The organism is Streptomyces sp. NBC_01190, from assembly GCF_045039895.1.
Classification (GTDB): domain Bacteria; phylum Actinomycetota; class Actinomycetes; order Streptomycetales; family Streptomycetaceae; genus Actinacidiphila.
This window is the reverse complement of sequence record NZ_CP108580.1, coordinates 4,805,423-4,828,995: the sequence shown is the minus strand read 5'-3', so window position 1 is coordinate 4,828,995 and position 23,573 is coordinate 4,805,423. Positions and strand designations below refer to the sequence as shown.

Below are 23,573 nucleotides of genomic sequence, written 5' to 3'. Positions count from 1 at the left end.
GGCTCCGGGAAAGCTCAGCCTTCGAGCTTGCTGACGTCCCGGACGGCGCCCTTGTCCGCGCTGGTGGCCATCGCCGCGTACGCGCGCAGCGACGCGGAGACCTTGCGCTCGCGGTTCCTGGGGGCGTAGACGCCGTTCAGGGCGGCCCGGCGGGCGGCCAGCTCGGCCTCGGGGACCAGGAGTTCCATGACACGTCCGGGGATGTCGATCCGGATCCGGTCGCCGTCCTCGACCAGGGCGATGGTGCCGCCCGAGGCCGCCTCGGGCGAGGCGTGGCCGATGGAGAGCCCGGACGTACCGCCGGAGAAGCGGCCGTCGGTGATCAGGGCGCAGGACTTGCCGAGACCGCGGCCCTTGAGGAAGGAGGTGGGGTAGAGCATCTCCTGCATACCGGGGCCGCCCCGCGGGCCCTCGTAGCGGATGACGACGACATCGCCGGGGGTGACCTCCTTGCGGAGGATCTTGTCCACGGCCTCTTCCTGCGACTCGCAGACCACGGCCGGGCCCTCGAAGGTCCAGATGGACTCGTCGACGCCCGCGGTCTTGACCACCGCGCCGTCGACCGCGAGGTTGCCGCGTAGCACGGCGAGGCCGCCGTCGGCCGAGTAGGCGTGGTCGATGTCGCGGATGCAGCCGCCGGCCGCGTCGGTGTCGAGGGTGTCCCACCGCTCGGACTGCGAGAACGCCTGCGCGGAGCGGACGCAGCCGGGGGCGGCGTGGAAGAGCTCGACGGCCGCGTCGGACGGGGAGCCGCCGCGGATGTCCCAGGTCTCCAGCCAGTCCTTGACGGAGGCGGAGTGGACGGTGTGCACGTCCTCGTTGAGCAGGCCGCCGCGGTAGAGCTCGCCGAGGATGGCCGGGATGCCGCCGGCCCGGTGCACGTCCTCCATGTAGTAGGTGCCGCCGGGCGCGACATTCGGCGCGACCTTGGCCAGGCACGGCACCCGGCGGGACACCTCGTCCATCTCGGTGAGGCCGTACGTCACCTCGGCCTCCTGCGCCGCCGCCAGCAGGTGCAGGATCGTGTTGGTGGAGCCGCCCATGGAGATGTCGAGCGCCATGGCGTTCTCGAAGGCCGCGGCGGTGGCGATGTTGCGGGGCAGTACGGAGGCGTCGTCCTGTTCGTAGTACCGCTTGGCGAGGTCCACGACGGTGGTGCCGGCCCGCTGGTAGAGCTCCTTGCGGGCGGTGTGGGTGGCGAGCACCGAGCCGTTGCCGGGCAGCGCCAGGCCGATCGCCTCGGTGAGGCAGTTCATCGAGTTGGCGGTGAACATGCCGGAACACGAGCCGCAGGTCGGGCAGGCGTTCTCCTCGATCCGCAGGATGTCCTCGTCGGAGACGTTCTCGTTCACGGCGTCGGAGATCGCGTTGATCAGGTCGAGCTTGCGGACGGTGCCGTCGACCAGGGTGGCCCGGCCGGCCTCCATCGGGCCGCCGGAGACGAAGACGGTCGGGATGTTGAGCCGCAGCGCCGCCATGAGCATGCCGGGGGTGATCTTGTCGCAGTTGGAGATGCAGATCAGGGCGTCGGCGCAGTGGGCTTCGACCATGTACTCGACCGAGTCGGCGATCAGGTCGCGCGAGGGGAGGGAGTAGAGCATGCCGCCGTGGCCCATGGCGATGCCGTCGTCCACCGCGATGGTGTTGAACTCGCGGGGGACGGCGCCGGCCGCGTGGATCGCCTCGGAGACGATCCGGCCGACCGGCTGGAGGTGGGTGTGGCCGGGTACGAACTCGGTGAAGCTGTTGGCGACCGCGACGATCGGCTTGCCGATGTCGGCGTTGGCGACGCCGGAGGCACGCATCAGCGCGCGGGCGCCCGCCATGTTGCGGCCGTGGGTGACGGTACGTGACCTCAGCTCGGGCACGGGGTCCACTCCCTTGGGGTTCGCTGGCGGGTGGCTTGCCGCTGGGCGCGGCGGGCCCCGCGGCTCGGCTGGCGCCGGGCCTGGCGGGTTCCCGCCGGGGGCGGGGCGTGCTGAAGAGGGTACGCCTGTGGTCAGGATTTGGACGGGGGGTCCGGGATTTGGGATGGTCCGGTGGGGGGTGACCGGCCCGTTCCGTCCAGCCCTTTGCGGCTGACCTTCTGTCCGGTGGGGGGTGCGGGACGTCCAGCCCATTGCGGCTGGGGCCCGACCTTCTCCCGGTGGGGGTGCGGGACCGTTCCGTCCAGCCCCTTGCGGCTGGGGCCCGATCTTACGGCCGGTGGGGGTTGCTCGCGCAGTTCCTCGCGCCCCTGACGGGGCTCGGGCCGGCGGCGTTCTTTGCCCCCTGACGGGGGCCGTGCGTTCAGCCCCTTGCGGCCGGATCCGGACCCTACGGCCGGTGGGGAGTTGCTCGCGCAGTTCCTCGCGCCCCTGAGGGGGCTTGGCCCGGACGCGGGGCGCGCGTCACAGGCGGGGCGGGTGGGGTGGGGGGTGGCGCCGTAGGCTGTTGGGCGTGGGACGACGAGGCGAGACGCGGCAGGACCGCGAAACGGAGGACATGAGCCCGGTTCGCGTGCCCGACGCGAAGGTCGCGTTGTCCACCGCGTCGGTGTATCCGGAGTCGACCGCCACCGCGTTCGAGATCGCCGCCCGCCTCGGCTACGACGGGGTGGAGGTGATGGTGTGGACCGACCCGGTGAGCCAGGACGTGGACGCGCTGCGCCGCCTCTCCGACTACCACCGCGTCCCGATCCTCGCGGTCCACGCGCCCTGTCTGCTGATCACCCAGCGGGTGTGGTCCACCGACCCGTGGGTCAAGCTCCAGCGGGCGAGGAAGGCGGCCGACCGGCTGGGCGCTTCGACCGTCGTCGTCCACCCGCCCTTCCGCTGGCAGCGCGGCTACGCCAGGGACTTCGTCAACGGCATCTGGCGGATGGCCGAGGAGACGGACGTACGGTTCGCCGTCGAGAACATGTACCCCTGGCGCTACCGCGACCGCGAGATGCTCGCGTACGCCCCCGACTGGGACGTCAGCAAGGACGACTACCGGCACTTCACCGTCGACCTCTCGCACACCGCGACCTCGCGGGTGGAAGCGCTGGCGATGGTCGGGCGGATGGGCGACCGGCTCGCGCACGTCCACCTCGCGGACGGGGCGGGCTCGGGCAAGGACGAGCACCTCGTACCGGGCCGCGGCGGCCAGCCCTGCGCCGAACTGCTCGAATCCCTCGCCCGCTCCGGCTTCGACGGCCACATCGTCGTCGAGGTCAACACCCGCCGCGCCATGTCCGCCGCCGAACGCGAAACCGACCTGGCCGAGGCCCTCGCCTTCACCCGCCTCCACCTAGCCACCACCCCCTCCCTCCCCCACTGAATTCCCCTCGGGGTCCCCACCAGCGATACGTCTCGGGGTGCCAACCAGGGGCGCGGGGAACTGCGCGAGCAACCCCGACCGGACGGGCGGTCCGGAAACAACCGCAAGGGGCTGGCCCGAACGGACTCGCACCCCAGCCCCCGCAAAAACTCAACCCTTTCGCCGACCCACCTCAGCAACCCCCCGCCCCGCCTCCTCAACCGTCTCCGGCCCCCCGTTCGCCGGCCCCCCTGCCAAAACATCGAGCTTCCGCAGGATCACCCCCTCCCGCAGCGCCCACGGACAGATCTCCAGCTCCTCGATCTCGAAGAGATCCATCGCCGCCTCCGCCACCAACGCCCCCGCGAGCAGCTGCCGCGCCCGCCCCTCCGACACGCCCGGGAGTTTCCGGCGTTGCTCGACCTTCATCTCGGCGAGCCGCGGCACCCACTCCTCCAGCGAGGAGCGCTCCAGCACGCGCTTCTTGTAGAGCCCCTCCGCGCTGCGGGCCGCGCCCGCCATCCGTGCCAACTGCTTGAAGGTCTTCGACGTGCCGACCGCCAGATCCGGCCGCCCCAGCTTGGCGAAGTCCGCCACCGTACGGCCGATCTCGGTGCGGATATGGCGCCGCAGCGCCCGTACGTCGTGGTGCTTGGGCGGATCACCGGGCAGCCAGTCGTTGGTCAGCCGGCCCGCGCCCAGCGGCAGCGACACCGCGGTCGCCGGGTACTCGTCCATACCGAAGCCGATCTCCAGCGAACCGCCGCCGATGTCGAGGCCGAGAAGCTGTCCCGCCGACCAGCCGAACCAGCGGCGTACCGCCAGGAAGGTCAGCCGGGCCTCGTCCGGCCCGGCCAGCACGGTCAGCCGGACGCCGGTCTCCCGCTCGACCCTGGCGAGCACCTCCTCGCCGTTGGCCGCCTCCCGCACCGCCGAGGTGGCGAAGGGCAGCACGTCCTCGACGCCCTTGTCCTCCGCCACCCGCATCGCGTCCGCGACGGTGGCCACCAGCCGCTCCACCCCCGCCGCGCCGATCGCGCCCTGGGCGTCGAGCAGTTCGGCCAGCCGCAGTTCGGCCTTGTGCGAGTAGGCGGGCAGCGGACGCGCACCCGGGTGCGCGTCCATGACCAGCAGATGGACGGTGTTGGAACCCACATCGAGTACGCCGAGTCGCATGGAGGAACGCTAGCGCCAGCCGGGCCCGGGGCGGGGCAGGGCCCGGGAAGACGGTCCCCCGGCGCGGGAATCCCGGTCGAGGCGACGCGTCCGGCAAAGACCGGTTGCGGCATTCCGCGCATTCCGGTCGTACGACATACCCTTGGGCGCGTGGCGAAGGTGAAGACCCGTAAGGGCGGCAGCAGAGGCGACGGCAACCGGGGCGGCAAGAGCAGGGCGGAGGTCGTGCAGAGCGACGAGGCGGAGCTGGACTTCGCGCGGGCGTGGGTGGAGTTCATCGACCCCGCCGACGAGGAGCAGCTCTTCCGCTGCGACCTGACCTGGCTGACCTCGCGCTGGACGTGCATCTTCGGCAGCGGCTGCCAGGGCATCGTGGCCGGGCACGGCGCCGACGGGTGCTGTTCGCTCGGCGCGCACTTCTCCGACGACGACGACGAGAAGCGGGTCGCCGAGCATGTCGCGCGGCTCACCCCGGAGACCTGGCAGTTCTATCCGAAGGGGGCCGGACCCGACGGTTTCTGGGCGGAGGAGAACGAGGACGGCGAGCGGCAGACCCGGGTGGTCGACGGCGCCTGTGTCTTCGCCAACCGGGCCGGTTTCGCCGGCGGCCAGGGGTGCGCGCTGCACGCGCTGGCGCTGCGCGAGGGGCGTGAGCCGCTGGAGACCAAGCCGGACGTCTGCTGGCAGTTGCCGATCCGGCGCACCTTCGACTGGGTGGACCGGCCGGACGAGAGCCGGGTGCTGGTGGTGTCGATCAGCGAGTACGACCGGCGCGGCTGGGGCCCCGGCGGCCACGATCTGCACTGGTGGTGCACCTCGGCCAGCTCCGCGCACGGCGCGGGGGAGCCGGTGTACGTCTCTTATCGGCCCGAGCTGACCGAGCTGATGGGTCCCGCGGCGTACGCGGAGCTGGCCGCGCTGTGCGAGGCGCGGCTGGGGGCGACGGGACAGCCGCTGGTGGCTCCGCACCCGGCGGACCCGGTGCTTCCGTTGCTGCCGCTGATCTCCTGACCGCGGCGGCCCCTCCCGACCGCGCCCGCTCGGCCGCCCCGGTGGCCCGGTGTTCGGCGCGGGGGGATACGGGGAGACCGGGGGACGGGGTGGGCGGGGTGGGCGCAAGGGCGGGTGCGGCGGTCAGGAGGTGGTCGGGGAGGGTTCCGCTTCCGCGGTGGTCGGTGCGGGGGTGCTCGGGGTGGGCGACGGGGTGTCCGACGGCGGGGTGGTGGGGGCGGTGGTGGCGGGCGTGGTCGGCGGCGGGGTGGTGGGCGAGGTCCGCACCGGGCTCGCGGGTGCGGTCGGGGACGGGGACGACCGCGGTACGGCGCGGGGCGAGGTGCCCTGGAGGGTGACCGTGGTGTGGCCGGGCGAGAAGCGGATCGCCGCGGTCCAGGACCCGGCCGGTTCCAGGCCGCGGTCCACCGTGACGCCGAGCGTGATCGACTCGCCCGGCTTCAGCGTGCCGCCGTGCGCCGAGAAGCGGAGCCAGTAGGCGTAGGTGCCGGCCTCCCAGTGCACCGGGGTGGCGCCGTCCGCGGTGAGGGTGATGAGCATGGTGCCCGCCCTGGCCCGGGCGGTGACCGTGAGATAGCCGGAGCCGTCGGGGGGCGGTGCCGCGGCGGACGAGGAGACCGCGACGGTGGTGACCGCCGGGACGCCGGACGCCGAAGCTCCCGCGCCGCTATCGGGCTGCCCGGACGGCCGGGAGCTGCCCGCCTTCTCGTACGGGACGCCGTCGAGCCCGTCGAGCCCGTCCGGCTCGCTGGCCGAGGCGCGGCCGCCGGAACCGTGCTGGTCGTCCCCGAGCGGCGCCGCCCGGCAGGCGGCCCACAGGGCCAGTACGGGTGCGGCCACCACGGCCGCGACCACCGCGCCGGTGACCGCGCGGTGCCGCAACTGGGCCCGCCGCGCCGCCCGGTCCTTCAGGTCCAGCGGAAAGCCGCGCCGGTCGAAGCGGGGCGTCACATCACGCACCCGGCCGAACCCCGCGTCCATGGCGCCGATCAGCGCCGCGTACGCCGCCGAACGGGACGCCTTGACCAGGGCCAGCACGGCGGCGGCGGCCGCCCCCTCGGAGGCCGCGCCCGGCCAGGGGCCCGCCGCCACGACCCGTTCCGCGGTGCGCCGGCACACCTCGCAGTCGTCCACGTGCCGCACGAGTTCGCCGCGCAGCGCCGGGCCGAGCGACACCGCCGCGCCGCCCGCGAGTTGGGCGACCGCGGCGCAGCGCCCGGTGTCCACCACGGCGAGCGCGGTGCGGGTGCGCTCCACCGCGCAGGCGGCCCGGGCCAGCAGCGCCCTGGCCGCCTCCGGTTCGAGGCCCAGCACATGGGCGACCTCGCGGGCGGGCAACTGGTGGCGGACCGCGAGTTCGAGCGCCTCGCGCTGCTCGGGGGTGGTGCCGGCCGCCTCGGGCCAGGCGAGCGCGGCGAGTTGGGCCCGGCGCCGCTCGGCCTCCGCGTCGGAAGGAACCGGCGCGGCGGCCGGGACCGCGGCGAGCCGCCGCAGACAGGCCCACCGGGCGAGCGCGTACAGCCAGGGCCGCCGCAGCTCGGGGTCGCGCAGCTTGGCCCGCTGGCGTTCGGCGAGCGCCAGCACCTCGCCGAGGGCGGCGGTGGCGGCGTCGTGCTCGCACAGGATGGCCAGGCAGTACGTGAACAGGCCGTCCAGGTACGGCTCGTAGTGGGCGGGCGGCTGCATCGGCAGCGTGCCCTGGGGGCGGTGCCGCTGCGCCGACGCGCGGGGGCCGCGGTTGCCGTCCCGCGCGGACCCGGCGGTGGCACGGGCGGATCGGCGGACGGCATCGGCTCCGCCGTCGGGGGCGCCGTTGCGAGCGGCGTCCCAAGTGGCCTCGCGTGCGGCCCGGTTGGTGTCGCGGCCGGGTGCACGGCCGGTGTCGCGGCCGGCCCACTCGCCGTCCCTGTCGCGATCCCGCTCGCCGTCCCTGTCGCGATCCCGCTCGCCGTCCCTGTCGCGATCCCGCTCGCCGTCCCTGTCGCGATCCCGCTCGCCGTCCCGCTCGCTCCGGGCGCGACCGGTCGGCGCCCGGTGTTTGCGGTGCGCACCGGTGCTCTGGGTGGGGCTCTCCTGCCTGCTCATCACCGGGCGACGGTAGGCCCGCAAGGCCCTCCGACTCGACGTTCCGGGCTGACTTTAATCCTTATGGGTAGCGATCTGCCCCATAAGGGGACATGAGCACCCCTCGGACGAGTGAATACGCGTGTCCTCCGACCTGGACGGGACCGCCCCCTTGTCGTACCCACCCACTACGGTGAACCGCATGGCCACCCGTAAGCCCGTTCAGAAGGACCGTCCCTCCTACCGCTGCGCCGAATGCGGCTGGACCACGGTCAAGTGGCTCGGGCGGTGCGGGGAATGCCAGGCCTGGGGGACCATCGAGGCGTTCGGCGGCGCGCCCGCGATCAGGACCACCGCGCCTGGGCGGGTCACCACCGCCGCCCAGCGGATCGGCGAGGTGGACGGCCGCCAGGCCACCGCCCGTTCCACCGGCGTGCCGGAGCTCGACCGGGTGCTGGGCGGCGGCCTCGTCCCCGGCGCCGTGGTGCTGCTGGCCGGCGAGCCCGGCGTCGGCAAGTCCACCCTGCTGCTCGACGTCGCGGCGAAGGCCTCCTCCGCCCAGTCCCCCACGCTCTACATCACCGGTGAGGAGTCCGCCTCGCAGGTGCGGCTGCGGGCCGACCGGATCGGCGCGCTCGCCGACCACCTGTATCTCGCCGCCGAGACCGATCTGTCGGCGGTCCTCGGCCACCTGGACGATGTGAAGCCGGCCCTGCTGGTGCTCGACTCGGTGCAGACCGTCGCCTCCCCGGAGATCGACGGCGCGCCCGGCGGCATGGCCCAGATCCGCGAGGTCGCGGGCGCGCTGATCCGGGCCTCCAAGGAGCGCGGGATGTCCACCCTGCTCGTCGGGCACGTCACCAAGGACGGCGCGATCGCCGGCCCACGGCTGCTCGAACACCTGGTGGACGTGGTGCTGAGCTTCGAGGGCGACCGGCATGCCCGGCTGCGGCTGATCCGCGGGATCAAGAACAGGTACGGGGCGACCGACGAGGTCGGCTGCTTCGAACTGCACGACGAGGGCATCATCGGACTGGCCGACCCGTCCGGGCTCTTCCTCACCCGGCGTGACGAGCCGGTGCCCGGCACCTGTCTGACCGTGACCCTGGAGGGCCGCCGCCCGCTGGTGGCCGAGGTGCAGGCGCTGACCGTGGACACCCAGATCCCCTCGCCGCGCCGCACCACCTCCGGCCTGGAGACCTCGCGGGTGTCGATGATGCTCGCGGTGCTGGAACAGCGCGGCCGGATCAAGTCGATCGGCAAGCAGGACATCTACACGGCGACGGTGGGCGGGGTGAAGCTCTCCGAACCGGCCGCCGACCTCGCGGTGGCGCTCGCGCTGGCCAGCGCGGCCATCGACACCCCGCTGCCGAAGAACCTGGTGGCGGTCGGCGAGGTGGGTCTCGCCGGCGAGGTCCGGCGGGTCACCGGCGTGCAGCGCCGCCTGTCGGAGGCACACCGGCTCGGCTTCACCCACGCGCTGGTGCCGCCGGACCCGGGCAAGATCCCGGCCGGGATGAAGGTGATCGAGGTCTCGGACATCAGCGACGCACTGCGCGCGCTGCCCCAGCGGTCGCCCCGCTCATAGCTGGCGGCGAGGCGTCCGGGGAGCCCCGGACCACCGGACCGTACCGGCCCCGGCCCTTGAGAATCCGGCGCTCAACTCCCGCCGGGCGCAATATGACCCGCTCCTCGCACCACCCGCCCGCTCCCCCACGGCGCCTGAGCCGCGCCCCTATCGCAAGCAGCAGAAAAGGGCCTCAGACACCGCCGGTGTCAACCCCTACCACCTCCGGCGGAGTCCTCATCTCCGCGTCTCGCGGCGCGGACGACGTAAACTTTGCCCTGGTCTCGCCTCCCGCCGAGTCGGCAGTGGGCACCGAAGCTAGCGGAGGATTGCAAGGTGGCAGCCAACGACCGGGCAGGGGGCACGAACCCGGCCCGAAGGGCAGCGGGGGACTCCGCCGGCAGGTCCGGCGGAGGTCCCGGGGCCGACGGCGGGCTGATGCGCGCCTCGCTGAGCGCCGTAGCGCCCGGCACCGCCCTGCGCGACGGCCTGGAACGGATCGTCCGCGGCAACACGGGCGGCCTCATCGTGCTGGGCATGGACAAGACGGTCGAGTCGCTGTGCACCGGCGGCTTCGTCCTCGATGTGGAGTTCACCGCGACCCGGCTGCGCGAGCTGTGCAAGCTGGACGGCGCGCTCATCATCGACAAGGACATCACCAAGATCCTGCGGGCCGGGGTGCAGCTGGTGCCCGACCCGGCGATCCCCACCGAGGAGACCGGCACCCGGCACCGCACCGCCGACCGGGTCAGCCGTCAGGTCAACTTCCCGGTGGTCTCGGTCAGCCAGTCGATGCGGCTGATCGCGTTGTACGTCGACGGCCAGCGCCGCGTGCTGGAGGACTCGGCGGCGATCCTGTCCCGGGCCAACCAGGCACTGGCCACCCTGGAGCGCTACAAGCTGCGGCTCGACGAGGTGGCCGGCACGCTCTCCGCGCTGGAGATCGAGGATCTGGTCACCGTCAGGGACGTCACGGCGGTCGCCCAGCGGCTGGAGATGGTGCGCCGGATCGCCACCGAAATCGCCGAGTACGTGATCGAGTTGGGTACCGACGGCCGGCTGCTGTCGCTCCAGCTCGATGAGCTGATCGCCGGGGTCGAGCCGGAAAGGGACCTGGTGGCGCGGGATTACGTGCCCGAGCCCACCGCCAAGCGGAGCCGTACGGTGGCGGAGGCGCTCGCCGAGCTGGACACGCTGCCGCAGAACGAGCTGATCGAACTCACCACGGTGGCCCGTGCGCTGGGCTACACCGGGTCGCCGGAGTCGCTGGACTCGGCGGTCTCGCCGCGGGGTTACCGGCTGCTGGCGAAGGTGCCGCGGCTGCCCAACGCCGTGATAGAGCGGCTGGTGGACCACTTCGGCGGGCTCCAGAAGCTGCTCGCGGCGAGCGTGGACGACCTTCAGACGGTGGAGGGCGTCGGCGAGGCGCGGGCCCGGTCGGTCCGGGAGGGGCTCTCGCGGCTCGCGGAGTCCTCGATCCTGGAACGTTACGTCTGACGCGGCGCGGGCTGACGGGGGTTCGGCCCCACCGGGTTCGTTCCAGCGGGGCTCGTCCCCGCGGGGGTCGGTCCGTCGGGGTTCAGCCCTGTGGAGTTAGGTCCGTCGGCGTTCAGTCTTGTGAGAGGACGAACGAGGCCTGCTTGCTTCCGTAACCGGCCAGCGTCGCCTGGATCAAGTACGTGCCCGGCGCGGCCTGCTGGCCCTTGGGCTTGGCGCACTTCGGCGAGCTGGTCTTGCCGTTCCACCGCAGGGTGTACGTGGTGGAGCTGTGCGCGGGCACCTCGAGCAGGTGGGAACCACTGGTCGGGCAGTCGTTCGAGGCCCAGACATGGCTGTTGTCCGCGGCCTTGGTGATGCCGAAGACCGCCTTGGTCGGCCCGAAGTCGATCTTGCAGGTGATGGCACCGCTGTTGGTGGCCCGCAGCGCGAACGCGGGGGTGTCGCCCGGCGAGTAGGAGTTCTGCTCGCTGGCCAGCGAGATCCGCACCGCGCCGGACGCGCAGTCGGGGAGCGAGGGATCGGCGAGCACCTGGCCGCCGGAGCCCGCGCCGTCGGAGTCCCCCGCCGTACCGCCGCCGCCCGCCGCCACGCCGCCCGCCGAGGCACCGGAGGTGGTGCCCGAGGAGGCGCCGGCCGCCGAGCCGGCACCCGCGGTGGTACCGCCGGCGCCGGTGTTGCCGCCGGCCGAGCCCGCCGTGCCGCCGCCCGCCGTGTCGCCCGAACCGCCGCCGCTCGTACCGCCGGTGGCCGAACCGCCGGTGGGGGAGCCGTCGCCGCCGGGCGAGGTGTCCCGGCCGCCCGGCCGCCCGCCGATGTGGGTGCCAGAGGGCGCGGGACCCGCGGTGATGGTGGCCGCCGGGGTGTGCGAGCCGGTGGGCGCTCCCGAACCGTTTCCGCCGCCGCCCCCGCCCGAGTTGACCGCCCAGAAGACGATCAGGGCCACCAGGGCGAGCACGCACAGCGCGATGACCCGCCGCCGCCAGTAGATGGTGGAAGGCAGAGGTCCGACGGGATTGCGCATTGAGCCCACAGAGGAACTCTAGGGGAGATCACCCGTCTGCCGCCGCATCACCCGCCGCTCGTCTTACGGTCTTTGCCGATCATCACGTTTACGCGGCCGGATCCACACCGCTCGGTCACCGGGTGATCATCGGGACGGAGGCGGGCGGTCACCATCGGTAATCGGGCACGTTCGGGTGATGTTCGGGTTATGCCCGGGTGTCGCTCACTGGTATTGAGTGGTCGCTGTCAGTCGCCGCGCGTTGTGGTGACGTCCGCCACGTGTGCGAGGATCGGATGGCCATGAGCACAGATTTCCGCGCCACCGCCGCACGCACGCCGTCCTCACGGTCCGCCCGCGGGTCCACCGCCGCGTCCCCCTACGCGGCCGCGGTCGAAGCGGCGCCGGCCGCCGCGCCGCTGCCCGCCGCCGTGGCCGCGCTGCACGACCTGGTGATCGACTGGTTCGACGGGCATGCCCGTGACTTGCCGTGGCGCCGCCCCGACGCCGGCGCCTGGTCGGTGATGGTCAGCGAGTTCATGCTCCAGCAGACCCCGGTGAGCCGGGTGCTCCCGGTGCACGCGGAGTGGCTGGCCCGGTGGCCCCGACCGGCCGATCTGGCCGGGGAGGCGCCCGGCGAGGCGGTCCGCGCCTGGGGCCGGCTCGGCTATCCGCGCCGCGCGCTGCGGCTGCACGCGGCGGCCACCGCCATAGCGCACCAGCACGGCGGCGAAGTCCCGCACGACCACGCGGAGTTGCTCGCGCTGCCGGGCGTCGGCGAGTACACCGCGGCGGCGGTGGCGTCCTTCGCCTACGGGCGGCGGCACATCGTGCTCGACACCAACGTACGGCGGGTGTTCGCGCGGGTGGTGACCGGTGTGGAGTACCCGCCGAACGCGACGACGGCAGCCGAGCGGCGTACCGCGGCCACGCTGCTGCCCGCGGACGAGGCGACCGCGGCGCGCTGGGCCGCGGCCACCATGGAGTTGGGCGCGCTGGTGTGCGGAGCCCGCTCCCCCGCGTGCGGGGCCTGCCCGGTGGCGTCACGCTGCGCCTGGCGGCTCGCCGGCTCGCCCGCGCACGACGGCCCGCCGCGCAAGGGGCAGGCGTACGCGGGCACCGACCGCCAGGTGCGGGGCCGGCTGCTGGCCGTCCTGCGGGCGTCCCCGGGCCCCGTACCGAAGTCCGCGCTCGACGCGGTGTGGCCGGAACCGATTCAGCGCTCCCGCGCGTTGGACGGCCTGGTCACCGACGGCCTGGTCGAACCCCTGGACAACGACGAGTTCCGCCTCCCGCGGTAGGGGGGTGGGGTGCCCTCTCGCCGCGGGCCGCCCAACTGTCGGCGGCGCGAACCCCGGGCGGACCCGGGACGGTCAACGTGCCGTTGGGTGGGGGCCGTCTGGCGCACGGGTGCCCCAGGGTGGGTGCTGCCTTAGGTGAGGGTGCCCCATGGTGGGCGCCGCCTGGGTATGGGCACCGCCCTGGCCCTTATTGCCGCCCTCTCGCCTCCGGCCGCTCAGACCCGGTGCCGACGGTCATTGGTGCTCGACCCCTCTCCCCCTACCTTCGGCGGGGGAACCCCCACTCAGGACCTCCGCGCGTTCTCCCCCAGACTCCGTCCGGGGGGACCCCCATTTCGACACCAGCGCGCCCTTCGGCTCGCTGGCTATCGGCGAACCCCCCGCAGAAAAGTGAACCCAAGGACCGGCCCCTCCCGCGTCAGGTGGGCGGCGCGCCGACGGGGGTTGGGCGGGGGCGCCCGCGCCGGCTGACCTTGCGGGTGGAGGGTGCCCGGCGGCGAGGGGGCGGCAAAGAAGGGCCCCGTTACAGGATTGATGGGTTGCTGTGCGTTTGCCGAAGGCTGGTCATGGCGAAAGCCCAACATCCGCTCCGTAGCGTCGAAGCGTCGGCCGTCGGGACCCGTGAAGGGGTGATCCGGGGGCCGGGCGCAAGAAGGCGAACGCGAGGGGTGGAGGCACCATATGGCGGCGAGCGGCGCGGTACTGGAGTTCGAGGAGTACGTGCGCACCCGGCAGGACGCCCTGCTGCGCAGTGCGCGGCGGCTGGTGCCCGACCCCACCGACGCTCAGGACCTCGTCCAGACCGCCTTCGTCCGTACGTACTCGCACTGGGACGGCATCGCCGACAAATCGCTGGCCGACGCGTACATGCGCCGGGTGATGATCAACACCAGGACCGAGTGGTGGCGCAGCCGCAAACTCGACGAGGTGCCGACCGGTGAGCTGCCGGACGCCAGTGTGGACGACGGGGCCGAGCAGCGGGCCGACCGGGAGATGCTGCGCGACGCGCTCCAGGTGCTCGCCCCCAAGCAGCGGCAGGTGGTGGTGCTGCGCCACTACCGCCAGTTCAGCACCGAGGAGACCGCCGACGCGCTCGGTATGTCCACGGGTACCGTGAAGAGCACCCTGCACCGGGCGCTGGCCCGGCTGCGCCATGAGCTGGAGCACGGCAGTTACGGATACACCCGTCAGGAGGATGTGTGCGCCGCCTAGGGCCGATCGCCGTGGCGTCCGCGCTGACCTGCGCGTGCGTCATGGTTTCCGGCTGTGCGGCGAGCGCCACCGGAGTCCGCAGGGAGGGGCCGGCGCCGAAGGTCACCCTCAAGACCTCGCCCGCCGCGGCGCCCGCCATCGCCTCCGACCCGGCGGCGCTGGCCGGGATGGTCCGCCGGGACGCCGGGGTCAGCGCCGGTGTCCGCAAGGATCTGGCACCCTGCCCGGGCAGCGACTATCCGATGGAGACCGACGCGGGCGAGCTCACCGCGGGCGACGGCCCCGACCTGGTGGTCAACATCACGACCTGCGGTGAGGGGCTCGGCATCGCCGCCTATGTGTACCGGATGACCGCGGGCAAGTACCGCCGGGTCTTCGCCGACGAGCGCGCGCCGGTGTACGGGAGTGTGACGGACGGCCGGCTGGTGGTGATCCACGAGGTCTACCGGGACGACGACACGGACACGTATCCGACGGACGGCGGGCTCGCGTACCCGACCGGTGAGGAGTCCACCACGTACGTGTGGCGGACCGACCATTTCGTGCAGAGCGCCCGTTCCTTCACCGACTTCGGGGCGCCTTCGCCGACCGCCTCCCCGGAGCCGACCTCCACGGCGCCGGTGCCGCTGCCGAAGTCCGGGCTGCTCGACCCGGAGCTGCCGGCCGGGGGAACCACCGGCGCCTCGGCGTCCGCCGGCACGGCGCGGGTCAGGCCCACGAGCGAGCCGACCGCCGCGCCCTCGCCCACGCCGACCCCGACCCCGACGCCGCCCGCCGCGGCCCGGCAGCAGACCCCCCGCAACCTGTCGGTGACCGGGCCGGGAGACTGACCGGATGGCTTCCCTGCACGGCCTCCACGGCACCCGCGGCACCCACGTGCTCTTCGTCGAGGACGACGACGTGATCCGGGAGGCCACCACCCTGGCCCTGGAGCGGGACGGCTTCCAGGTCACCGCCGCGCCCGACGGCCTCACCGGGCTGGACGCCTTCCGCGCCGACCGGCCGGATCTCGCGCTGCTCGACGTGATGGTGCCGGGTCTGGACGGGGTCAGCCTGTGCCGACGGATCCGCGACGAGTCCACGGTGCCGGTGATCATGCTCTCCGCGCGGGCGGACTCCATCGACGTCGTACTCGGTCTTGAGGCGGGCGCCGACGACTACGTCACCAAGCCGTTCGACACGGCGGTGCTGGTCGCCCGGATCAGGGCGGTGCTGCGCAGGTTCCGGGCCACCGCCGCCGAGGAGAAGGACGCAGCGCTCTCCTTCGGCGACCTGGCGATCGACCCCGAGGGTATGGAGGTCACCCGGGCCGGCGAGCGCCTCGCGCTGACCCCGACGGAGATGCGGCTGCTGCTGGAGTTCGCCGCCGCGCCCGGCACCGTGCTCTCCCGGGACCGGCTGCTGGAGCGGGTGTGGGACTACGAGTGGGGCGGCGACACGCGGGTGGTGGACGTCCATGTGCAGCGGCTGCGGGCGAAGATCGGCCAGGACCGGCTGGAGACGGTCCGGGGCTTCGGCTACAAGCTCAGGGGCTGAGCCGGCATGCGCCGTCCCTTCCGCCCGCGCCCGGCGCGGCCTTCGCGCGACTTCTTCCGCAGCGGTCTGCGCTGGAAGATCAGCGCGGCCATCGCGGTGGTGTCCGCGCTGGTCGCCCTCGCGCTGAGCCTGGTGGTGCACAACGCGGCCCGGGTCAGCATGATCAACAGCACCCGCGACGTCCAGGACGAGCGGGTGCAGTCGGCGCTGCGGATCTACGAGTCCACCGGCCGGCTGGTCTTCTACGCGCGGCTGGACGACCCGGCCCTGCCCAAGGAGTTGAAGGCTTACGCCGCCAAGGGGCAGCGCGCCACCTATGTGCAGGACCGGCGCGGCGAACCGGCCAGTGTGTGGGCGTCCACCCCGGTCTCGCACGGCCACGTCCTGTCGCTGCGGGCCACGTTCACCGACCGCTACTCGGTCCTCGGCGACCTCGACCGGACACTGACCGTCGGCTCGCTCGCGGTGGTCGTCGGCGGTACGGCGCTCGGCGTGCTGATCGGCGGCCGGATGTCGCGGCGGCTGCGGCTCGCCGCCATCGCGGCCCGCAAGGTGGCGGACGGCGACCCCCGGGTCCGGGTGCGCGAGGCGATCGGTGGCCGACGGGTCCGCGACGAGACCGACGAACTGGCCCGGGCGGTGGACGCGATGGCCGACGCGCTCCAGTTGCGCCTGGAGGCCGAGCGGCGGGTCACCGCGGACATCGCACATGAGCTGCGGACCCCGGTCACCGGCCTGGTCACCGCCGCCGAACTGCTGCCGCCCGGGCGCCCGGCCGAGCTTGTCCGCGACCGAGTGCGGGCCCTGCGGACGCTCGTCGAGGACGTGCTGGAGGTGGCCCGGCTCGACGGCGCCGCCGAGCAGGCCGACCTCCAGGAGATCGACCTGGGCGACTTCGTCCGGCGCAGGGTCCGTACGCTCGCGCCCGACGCGAAGGTGCTCGTGACCGAGAACGCCGTGGTGCAGACCGATCCGCGCCGCCTCGAACGCATCCTCGGCAATCTGCTGGCCAACGCCACCCGGCACGGTGAGCCGTCGACCGAGGTGGTCGTCGACGGCCCCTTCGTCCGGGTCCGCGACCACGGGCCCGGCTTTCCCGCCGAGTTGCTCCGCGAGGGGCCCAGCCGCTTCCGTACCGGCACCCCTTCCCGCTCGGCCCCCGGCCACGGCCTCGGCCTGACCATCGCCGCCGGTCAGGCCCGTGTGCTGGGCGCCCGCCTCACCTTCCGCAACGCCGCCGCGGCGGACGGCGGCGGCGCCGTCGCCCAACTCCTCCTCCCCGGCGGGCCCCGCTGAGCCGTCGCGGTCGGGTCAGAGCGCGTCGGCGAGGATGGGCGGCTGGGCCTCGTCCGCGGCGGGGGCGGTGGGGGCGCCGCGCAGCGGGGTCTCGGTCAGGAACCAGGCGGCGACGAAGCCGAGGACGCTGACCACGGCGCCCCAGAGGAAGACGACGTGGGTGCCGGAGGCGACCGCGTGGAAGTAGGCGTCCTTGATGGCGGCGGGGAACTTCGCGATGGTCGCCGGGTCGAGCTGGGCGCCGGCCGCGGTCGCGGCCGAGCCGCTCGCGCTGCCGGACATCCCGTCCTGGACCTTGTGCGAGAAGAGCGCCCCGAAGAGCGAGACGCCGAAGGAGCCGCCGATCGTACGGAAGAGGGTGGCGGAGGACGAGCCGACGCCGATGTCCTTCATCTCCACGCTGTTCTGCGAGACCAGCATGGTGATCTGGATGACGAAGCCCATGCCAGCGCCGAGGACCGCCATGAAGGCGCCGGAGGTGAAGCGGCTGGTGTGGACGTCCATGGTGGACAGCAGGAAGAGGCCGACGGTCATCAGCCCGCCGCCGAGGATCGGGAAGATCTTGTACCTGCCGGTGGCGGTGGTGACCCGGCCCGCGATCATGGAGACCGCCATCATCGCCAGCAGCATCGGGAGCAGCAGCAGCCCGGAGTTGGTGGCGGACGCGCCCTGGACGGTCTGCTGGTAGAGCGGCAGGAAGGTCATCGCGCCGAACATGGTGAAGCCGACGAGGAAGCCGATCACCGAGATCAGCGAGAAGTTGCCGTTGCGGAAGATGCGCAGCGGCATCACCGGCTCGGCGGCCCGGGTCTGGCTGTAGAGGAAGGCGCCGAGGGCGGCCAGGCCCAGCACGAGCAGGCCGATGATCTGTACGGACGTCCAGTCGTACTGGGTACCGCCCCAGGTGGTGAGCAGCACCAGCGAGGTGATCGCGATGGTCAGCAGCGCGGCGCCGAGGTAGTCGATACGGCCCTGCCCCCGCTTCTTCGGCAGGTGCAGCACGGCGGTGACGACCACCAGCGCGACCACGCCGATCGGCAGGTTGATGTAGAAGCTCCAGCGCCAGCCCAGGTTGTCGGTGATGGAGCCGCCGACCAGCGGGCCGCCGATCATGGCGATGGCCATGACGCCGGCGATGAGGCCCTGGTACTTGCCGCGCTCGCGGGGCGGTATCAGCTCGCCGATCACCGCCATCACGCCGACGATCAGACCGCCGGCGCCGAGGCCCTGGACGGCCCGGAAGCTGATGAGCTGGTCCATCGACTGGGAGGCGCCGGAGAGCGCCGAGCCGGCCAGGAAGAGCACGATGGAGGTGAGGAAGATGCCCTTGCGGCCGTACATGTCGCCGAGCTTGCCCCAGACCGGGGTCGAGGCGGCGGTGGCCAGCGTGTAGGCGGTGACCACCCAGGAGAGGTGGTCGAGGCCGCCCAGCTCGCCGACGATGGTGGGCATCGCGGTGCCGACGATCATGTTGTCGAGCATCGCCAGCAGCATCGCGATCATCAGGCCGACCATGACCACGCGGACGCTGCGCTGCCGCGGCTCGGCCCGCTCGCCCGGCGCGGTGCCCCCTTGCGGTGCCGACCCGTCCGCCGATGTGGCCGTCTTTGCCAGCGGTGAGCCTGGCTGTACACCTGACTGTGACGCCGGCTGCGACGCTGATGTCGATCCTGGCTTTGATTCTGTCTTGGACATGACCGCTTACCTCCCCCGGAGTGGGCGGTCGTTCGGCCCGGCGCCGCCGCGAGGGCCGCGCTCCCAGAGGCTACTTACTTGCCGCCCGGCTAGTTTTCCGTGCCGATCAACGTACGGTCCTTACTAGCCGGGCGTCAAGTAAGTGCGTAGGGTTCCGCTTAGGCCGTAGGTTGGCCGCAGGATATGTCGCACCGTGATCGCGGTATGACGCGCAGTACAGCAGGAGAGCGACACCATGGGCACACCGCATCACCCGCGCCGTAACGACACCCGGCGCCGTATCCAGGACGTCGCTCTGGAACTCTTCGCCGAGCACGGATACGAGAAGACCTCGCTGCGCGAGATCGCCGAACGGCTCGATGTGACCAAGGCCGCGCTGTACTACCACTTCAAGACCAAGGAAGACATCCTGGTCAGCATCTCCGACGACATGGCCGGGCCGGTGGACGAGCTGATCGCCTGGGCCGAGTCGCAACCGCGCAATCTGGCCAGCAAGCAGGAGTTGCTGCGCCGCTACAGCGAGGCCCTGTGGAGCGCCGCCCCGCTCTTCCGCTTCATCCAGGAGAACCAGGCGACGGTCCGCGAACTGTCGATCGGCGAGTCCATCAAGAGCCGGCTCAGCGCGCTCAGCGAGCTGCTCAAGGAGCCCACGTCGTCCATGGCGGCGCAGGTGCGCTGCATGACCGCGCTGTTCGCGATGCACGCCGGGATGTTCGCGGTGCGCGACATCGAGGGCGACCCCGAGGAGAAGCGCGCGGCCATCCTCGAGGTCGCCCTCGATCTTGTCGCCCAGGCGGAGGCGAGCATCGTCCCCCGCTGAGCCCCGTAGGGCCCTGGTGAGCCCTGGTGAGCCCCGGTGGACGCCGGGGAGCCCCGGTGAATCGTCTCCGCGCCTGCCCTCGTGCCCCTGCTTACGGGCGCACGCCGTGGTCCTTCAGGAAGTGCAGCGGCTCGACGGCCGAGCCGTAGTACGGCGTGGTCCTGACCTCGAAGTGCAGGTGCGGCCCGGTCGAGTTACCGGTCGAGCCGGACAGGCCGATCTTCTCACCGGTGATCACCTGCTCACCGACGTTGACGCCGATGTGCGACAGGTGGCCGTACTGCGTATACAGGTGGTCGGCGTGCTTGATCACGATGTTGTTGCCGTACGCGCCGCCCCAGCCGGCCGTCACCACGGTGCCGGTGTGCGCGGCCCTGACGGTGGTACCGGTGTTCACCACGAAGTCCTGACCGGAGTGCTTGTGTATCCAGTGGGGTCCGGCCTGGTTGAAGCCGGCGCCCAGCACATAGCCGGTGGTCGGGGTCTCCCACGAGGCCACCAAAGCCTTGTGGTCGGCGGCCGCCTTGGCCTGCGCCCGCTTGACCGCGGCTGCGGCGGCGGCCTTCTGCTGCGCCGCCACGACCTTCTGGTGCTCGGCCGCGGCCTTGGCGTGGGCGGCGGCGACCTTCGCCTTGGCGGCCACCACGGCGGCCTTGTCGGCGGCGGCCTGCTGCCCGGTCGCCTGCTGGTGCATGCTCACCGAGATGCTGCTGGTCGCCCCGCCGGCCATGAAGCCCTCGGGGTGGGTGTGTGCGGACGAACCTGCGCCGGCGGCGAACGCCGCCGTCGAACCCAGCGCGATCGCCGCGACCACTCCGCCGGTCACCATGGCGACGCGGCCGCGGGTGACGGACTGGGCGGCGCGGTTCTTCATCGTCGAGATCTTGCGCATGAAAAAATCAACCTCACTGAATGGGGGAGCGGCGGTTCCGACATCGATCCCGTCGCCGTTCCTTGATAACCCGCCTTTCGGCAGGTGCCAAAGAGCCCTCTTACTAAGTGAGGCCGTAGCCGGAGCCGCCCTGCCCCGGCCTTCATCGCAAAGGCGAAAAATCCCGAAAGTCCCTATTGCCCGCTCGGGTGTCAGCGGCCGGTGCGGGATACCCCCGCCGGGTCACCGCTCCTATTCCGGCTAGTAAGTGACGCGGGCCACGTGCGGCACCTCACCCGGGCTCCCATGGAAAACGGTCGGCCCCGGGTCCTCAAGGACCCGGGGCCGACCGTTCACGCGATGACGCGGTGACGCGCCCTGGTAGGGGTCACGCCTCCTTGGAGAGGTTCGGCGGGCCGCCCGCCGTCTCGATGGGCGGCGCGTCCGCCACCGTGACCTTCTCCTCGCCGCGGAAGGTGAACTTCGCGGCCTCGCCCTCACCCTCGACGTCCACGACGACGATGTGGCCGGGGCGCAGCTCGCCGAAGAGGATCTTCTCGGAGAGCGAGTCCTCGATCTCCCGCTGGATCGTGCGCCGCAGCGGACGCGCGCCCATCACCGGGTCGTACCCGTGCTTGGAGAGCAGCACCTTCGCGTCGGTGCTCAGCTCGATGCCCATGTCACGGTCACGCAGCCGCTCGTCCACCCGGCCGATCATCAGGTCGACGATCTGCAGGATGTCGGCTTCGGTGAGCTGCGGGAAGACGATCACGTCGTCGACCCGGTTGAGGAACTCAGGGCGGAAGTGCTGCTTCAGCTCGTCGCTGACCTTCGCCTTCATCCGCTCGTAGTTGGTCTTGGTGTCGCCCTGGGCGGCGAAGCCCAGGTTGAACCCCTTGGAGATGTCCCGGGTGCCGAGGTTGGTCGTCATGATGATGACCGTGTTCTTGAAGTCGACGACCCGGCCCTGGGAGTCGGTCAGCCGACCGTCCTCCAGGATCTGCAGCAGGCTGTTGAAGATGTCCGGGTGCGCCTTCTCCACCTCGTCGAAGAGGACCACCGAGAACGGCTTCCGGCGCACCTTCTCGGTGAGCTGGCCACCCTCCTCATACCCCACGTAACCGGGCGGGGAGCCGAAGAGCCGCGAGACGGTGTGCTTCTCGCTGAACTCCGACATGTCCAGGGAGATCAGCGCGTCCTCGTCGCCGAAGAGGAACTCGGCGAGCGCCTTGGAGAGCTCGGTCTTACCGACGCCGGACGGGCCGGCGAAGATGAACGAGCCACCGGGACGCTTGGGGTCCTTCAGACCCGCGCGGGTGCGGCGGATCGCCTTGGAGAGCGCCTGGACGGCGTCCCGCTGGCCGATGACGCGCCGGTGGAGCTCGTCCTCCATGCGCAGCAGCCGGGAGGACTCCTCCTCGGTGAGCTTGAAGACCGGGATGCCGGTGGCGGTGGCGAGGACCTCGGCGATCAGCTCGCCGTCGACCTCGGCGACGACATCCATGTCGCCGGCCTTCCACTCCTTCTCCCGCTTGGCCTTCGCCGCGAGGAGCTGCTTCTCGTTGTCCCGCAGCGAGGCGGCCTTCTCGAAGTCCTGCGAGTCGATCGCGGACTCCTTCTCGCGCCGCACCTCGGCGATCTTCTCGTCGAACTCCCGCAGGTCCGGCGGCGCGGTCATCCGGCGGATCCGCATCCGGGAGCCGGCCTCGTCGATCAGGTCGATCGCCTTGTCCGGCAGGAAGCGGTCCGAGATGTAGCGGTCGGCCAGCGTGGCCGCCTGCACCAGGGCCTCATCGGTGATGGACACCCGGTGGTGCGCCTCGTAACGGTCCCGGAGGCCCTTGAGGATCTCGATGGTGTGCGGCAGCGACGGCTCCGCGACCTGGATGGGCTGGAAGCGGCGCTCAAGGGCCGCGTCCTTCTCCAGGTACTTGCGGTACTCGTCAAGGGTGGTGGCGCCGATGGTCTGGAGCTCGCCACGGGCCAGCATCGGCTTCAGGATGGAGGCCGCGTCAATGGCACCCTCGGCGGCGCCCGCGCCGACCAGGGTGTGCAGCTCATCGATGAACAGGATGATGTCGCCGCGGGTGCGGATCTCCTTGAGCACCTTCTTCAGGCGCTCCTCGAAGTCACCGCGGTAACGGGAGCCGGCGACGAGCGCGCCCAGGTCAAGCGTGTAGAGCTGCTTGTCCTTGAGCGTCTCGGGCACCTCGCCCTTGACGATCGCCTGGGCCAGGCCCTCCACGACCGCCGTCTTGCCGACACCGGGCTCGCCGATGAGCACCGGGTTGTTCTTGGTGCGGCGGGACAGCACCTGCATGACCCGCTCGATCTCTTTCTCGCGCCCGATGACCGGGTCGAGCTTGGTCTCCCGGGCGGCCTGGGTGAGATTGCGGCCGAACTGGTCAAGGACGAGCGAGGTCGAGGGGGTGCCCTCGGCCGGCCCGCCGGCCGTGGCCGACTCCTTGCCGGTGGAATATCCGGACAGCAGCTGGATGACCTGCTGCCTGACCCGGTTGAGATCGGCGCCCAGCTTCACCAGGACCTGGGCGGCGACGCCCTCGCCCTCGCGGATCAGGCCGAGCAGGATGTGCTCGGTGCCGATGTAGTTGTGCCCGAGCTGAAGGGCTTCGCGGAGCGACAGCTCCAGCACCTTCTTGGCCCGGGGGGTGAAGGGGATGTGACCGGACGGGGCCTGCTGCCCCTGACCGATGATCTCCTCCACCTGCTGACGGACCGCCTCGAGCGAAATCCCGAGGCTCTCCAGGGCCTTAGCGGCGACACCCTCACCCTCATGGATCAGGCCCAGGAGGATGTGCTCGGTGCCGATGTAGTTGTGGTTGAGCATCCGGGCTTCTTCCTGAGCCAGGACGACAACCCGCCGCGCGCGGTCGGTGAACCTCTCGAACATCGTTAATCGCTCCTCAGAGCGGTCGGGCAGTGAGGGGTCGGTCCCCTCCCAGTCCTTCCGCATGCTAGTCCCGCACAGCGGCGCCGCTCGCGTATCACTCTCGCTCGCGCGAGGGAAGCTGCGCTACCGGCTGACGTCACTCCCACAACCTCGATGGTGCGAGACGATGTTCCCGCAGGCCAGGCGAATAGCCCTTTATCCAGTACGCCCGTGGCGAACGCCCGCCCCACCTGCTCGAACACCAGCCCTTCCCACTAGGTCCTTCTTACCCTCAGCGGCCCGGTAATCCACACGGAGCCACCACTTCCAGTGCGCTACGGGCGAACAAGCAGCC

General features: G+C 72.0%; 17 protein-coding genes. 10 read left to right on the top strand and 7 right to left on the bottom strand.

The window, feature by feature from the left end:
• Window positions 1–14 precede the first annotated feature (14 nt).
• Window positions 15–1,868, bottom strand: coding sequence for a dihydroxy-acid dehydratase (gene ilvD / locus OG519_RS20160; protein WP_405585754.1), 1,854 nt, complete (start codon window positions 1,866–1,868; stop codon window positions 15–17).
• A 616-nt stretch (window positions 1,869–2,484) separates the two neighbouring features.
• Here ilvD and OG519_RS20155 point away from each other — a divergent pair.
• The gene (locus OG519_RS20155; protein WP_405585752.1) at window positions 2,485–3,300 is read left to right on the top strand and encodes a sugar phosphate isomerase/epimerase family protein; all 816 of its coding nucleotides are present in this window, start codon (window positions 2,485–2,487) and stop codon (window positions 3,298–3,300) included.
• A 150-nt stretch (window positions 3,301–3,450) separates the two neighbouring features.
• On the opposite strand, the gene OG519_RS20150 is transcribed toward OG519_RS20155, so the two are convergent.
• Window positions 3,451–4,455, bottom strand: a complete 1,005-nt coding sequence (locus OG519_RS20150) for a Ppx/GppA family phosphatase (protein ID WP_405585750.1) — start codon at window positions 4,453–4,455, stop codon at window positions 3,451–3,453.
• 225 nt (window positions 4,456–4,680) lie between these two features.
• Between OG519_RS20150 and OG519_RS20145 the strand changes: the two genes are divergently transcribed.
• The gene (locus OG519_RS20145) at window positions 4,681–5,466 is read left to right on the top strand and encodes a hypothetical protein (RefSeq protein WP_405592860.1); all 786 of its coding nucleotides are present in this window, start codon (window positions 4,681–4,683) and stop codon (window positions 5,464–5,466) included.
• 123 nt (window positions 5,467–5,589) lie between these two features.
• On the opposite strand, the gene OG519_RS20140 is transcribed toward OG519_RS20145, so the two are convergent.
• Window positions 5,590–7,551, bottom strand: coding sequence for a BACON domain-containing protein (locus tag OG519_RS20140; protein WP_405585747.1), 1,962 nt, complete (start codon window positions 7,549–7,551; stop codon window positions 5,590–5,592).
• Between the two features lie 181 nt (window positions 7,552–7,732).
• Here OG519_RS20140 and radA point away from each other — a divergent pair, with 181 nt between their 5' ends.
• Both radA and disA read left to right on the top strand, forming a co-directional pair.
• The gene (gene radA / locus OG519_RS20135; protein WP_405585744.1) at window positions 7,733–9,118 is read left to right on the top strand and encodes a DNA repair protein RadA; all 1,386 of its coding nucleotides are present in this window, start codon (window positions 7,733–7,735) and stop codon (window positions 9,116–9,118) included.
• Between the two features lie 315 nt (window positions 9,119–9,433).
• Window positions 9,434–10,594, top strand: coding sequence for a DNA integrity scanning diadenylate cyclase DisA (gene disA, locus OG519_RS20130; protein ID WP_405585741.1), 1,161 nt, complete (start codon window positions 9,434–9,436; stop codon window positions 10,592–10,594).
• Window positions 10,595–10,706: 112 nt separating this feature from the next.
• On the opposite strand, the gene OG519_RS20125 is transcribed toward disA, so the two are convergent.
• Window positions 10,707–11,618, bottom strand: coding sequence for a hypothetical protein (locus OG519_RS20125; RefSeq protein ID WP_405585739.1), 912 nt, complete (start codon window positions 11,616–11,618; stop codon window positions 10,707–10,709).
• Window positions 11,619–11,899: 281 nt separating this feature from the next.
• Here OG519_RS20125 and OG519_RS20120 point away from each other — a divergent pair, with 281 nt between their 5' ends.
• The 5 genes from OG519_RS20120 (at window position 11,900) to OG519_RS20100 (ending at window position 16,942) form a co-directional block, all read left to right on the top strand.
• Complete coding sequence (locus OG519_RS20120) at window positions 11,900–12,898, top strand: A/G-specific adenine glycosylase (RefSeq protein WP_405585736.1); 999 nt, start codon at window positions 11,900–11,902, stop codon at window positions 12,896–12,898.
• Between the two features lie 681 nt (window positions 12,899–13,579).
• Entirely contained in the window at window positions 13,580–14,110 is a 531-nt protein-coding gene (locus OG519_RS20115; RefSeq protein WP_405585733.1) for a SigE family RNA polymerase sigma factor, read from the top strand.
• Window positions 14,098–14,940, top strand: a complete 843-nt coding sequence (locus OG519_RS20110) for a hypothetical protein (RefSeq protein ID WP_405585730.1) — start codon at window positions 14,098–14,100, stop codon at window positions 14,938–14,940. Before OG519_RS20115 ends, OG519_RS20110 begins: the two co-directional genes overlap by 13 nt.
• Window positions 14,941–14,944: 4 nt before the next feature.
• On the top strand, window positions 14,945–15,646 hold the full coding sequence (cseB, locus tag OG519_RS20105) for a two-component system response regulator CseB (protein WP_405585727.1): 702 nt from the start codon (window positions 14,945–14,947) through the stop codon (window positions 15,644–15,646).
• A 6-nt stretch (window positions 15,647–15,652) separates the two neighbouring features.
• On the top strand, window positions 15,653–16,942 hold the full coding sequence (locus tag OG519_RS20100; protein ID WP_405585724.1) for an ATP-binding protein: 1,290 nt from the start codon (window positions 15,653–15,655) through the stop codon (window positions 16,940–16,942).
• A 15-nt stretch (window positions 16,943–16,957) separates the two neighbouring features.
• On the opposite strand, the gene OG519_RS20095 is transcribed toward OG519_RS20100, so the two are convergent.
• Complete coding sequence (locus OG519_RS20095) at window positions 16,958–18,556, bottom strand: MDR family MFS transporter (RefSeq protein ID WP_405592858.1); 1,599 nt, start codon at window positions 18,554–18,556, stop codon at window positions 16,958–16,960.
• Window positions 18,557–18,872: 316 nt separating this feature from the next.
• Here OG519_RS20095 and OG519_RS20090 point away from each other — a divergent pair, with 316 nt between their 5' ends.
• Entirely contained in the window at window positions 18,873–19,457 is a 585-nt protein-coding gene (locus tag OG519_RS20090) for a TetR/AcrR family transcriptional regulator (RefSeq protein WP_405585721.1), read from the top strand.
• Window positions 19,458–19,548: 91 nt separating this feature from the next.
• On the opposite strand, the gene OG519_RS20085 is transcribed toward OG519_RS20090, so the two are convergent.
• The gene (locus OG519_RS20085; RefSeq protein ID WP_405585719.1) at window positions 19,549–20,349 is read right to left on the bottom strand and encodes a M23 family metallopeptidase; all 801 of its coding nucleotides are present in this window, start codon (window positions 20,347–20,349) and stop codon (window positions 19,549–19,551) included.
• Between the two features lie 367 nt (window positions 20,350–20,716).
• The gene (locus OG519_RS20080) at window positions 20,717–23,239 is read right to left on the bottom strand and encodes an ATP-dependent Clp protease ATP-binding subunit (protein WP_405585716.1); all 2,523 of its coding nucleotides are present in this window, start codon (window positions 23,237–23,239) and stop codon (window positions 20,717–20,719) included.
• Window positions 23,240–23,573: the final 334 nt, after the last annotated feature.

Excerpts from the sequence above, each read along its gene's own strand:
- OG519_RS20080 (WP_405585716.1), bottom strand. The coding sequence starts at position 23,239 with ATGTTCGAGAGGTTCACCGACCGCGCGCGGCGGGTTGTCGTCCTGGCT.
- radA (WP_405585744.1), top strand. The coding sequence starts at position 7,733 with ATGGCCACCCGTAAGCCCGTTCAGAAGGACCGTCCCTCCTACCGCTGC.
- OG519_RS20115 (WP_405585733.1), top strand. The coding sequence starts at position 13,580 with ATGGCGGCGAGCGGCGCGGTACTGGAGTTCGAGGAGTACGTGCGCACC.
- OG519_RS20140 (WP_405585747.1), bottom strand. The coding sequence starts at position 7,551 with ATGAGCAGGCAGGAGAGCCCCACCCAGAGCACCGGTGCGCACCGCAAA.
- OG519_RS20155 (WP_405585752.1), top strand. The coding sequence starts at position 2,485 with ATGAGCCCGGTTCGCGTGCCCGACGCGAAGGTCGCGTTGTCCACCGCG.
- OG519_RS20090 (WP_405585721.1), top strand. The coding sequence starts at position 18,873 with ATGGGCACACCGCATCACCCGCGCCGTAACGACACCCGGCGCCGTATC.
- OG519_RS20120 (WP_405585736.1), top strand. The coding sequence starts at position 11,900 with ATGAGCACAGATTTCCGCGCCACCGCCGCACGCACGCCGTCCTCACGG.
- OG519_RS20125 (WP_405585739.1), bottom strand. The coding sequence starts at position 11,618 with ATGCGCAATCCCGTCGGACCTCTGCCTTCCACCATCTACTGGCGGCGG.
- cseB (WP_405585727.1), top strand. The coding sequence starts at position 14,945 with ATGGCTTCCCTGCACGGCCTCCACGGCACCCGCGGCACCCACGTGCTC.
- OG519_RS20150 (WP_405585750.1), bottom strand. The coding sequence starts at position 4,455 with ATGCGACTCGGCGTACTCGATGTGGGTTCCAACACCGTCCATCTGCTG.
- OG519_RS20100 (WP_405585724.1), top strand. The coding sequence starts at position 15,653 with ATGCGCCGTCCCTTCCGCCCGCGCCCGGCGCGGCCTTCGCGCGACTTC.
- OG519_RS20085 (WP_405585719.1), bottom strand. The coding sequence starts at position 20,349 with ATGCGCAAGATCTCGACGATGAAGAACCGCGCCGCCCAGTCCGTCACC.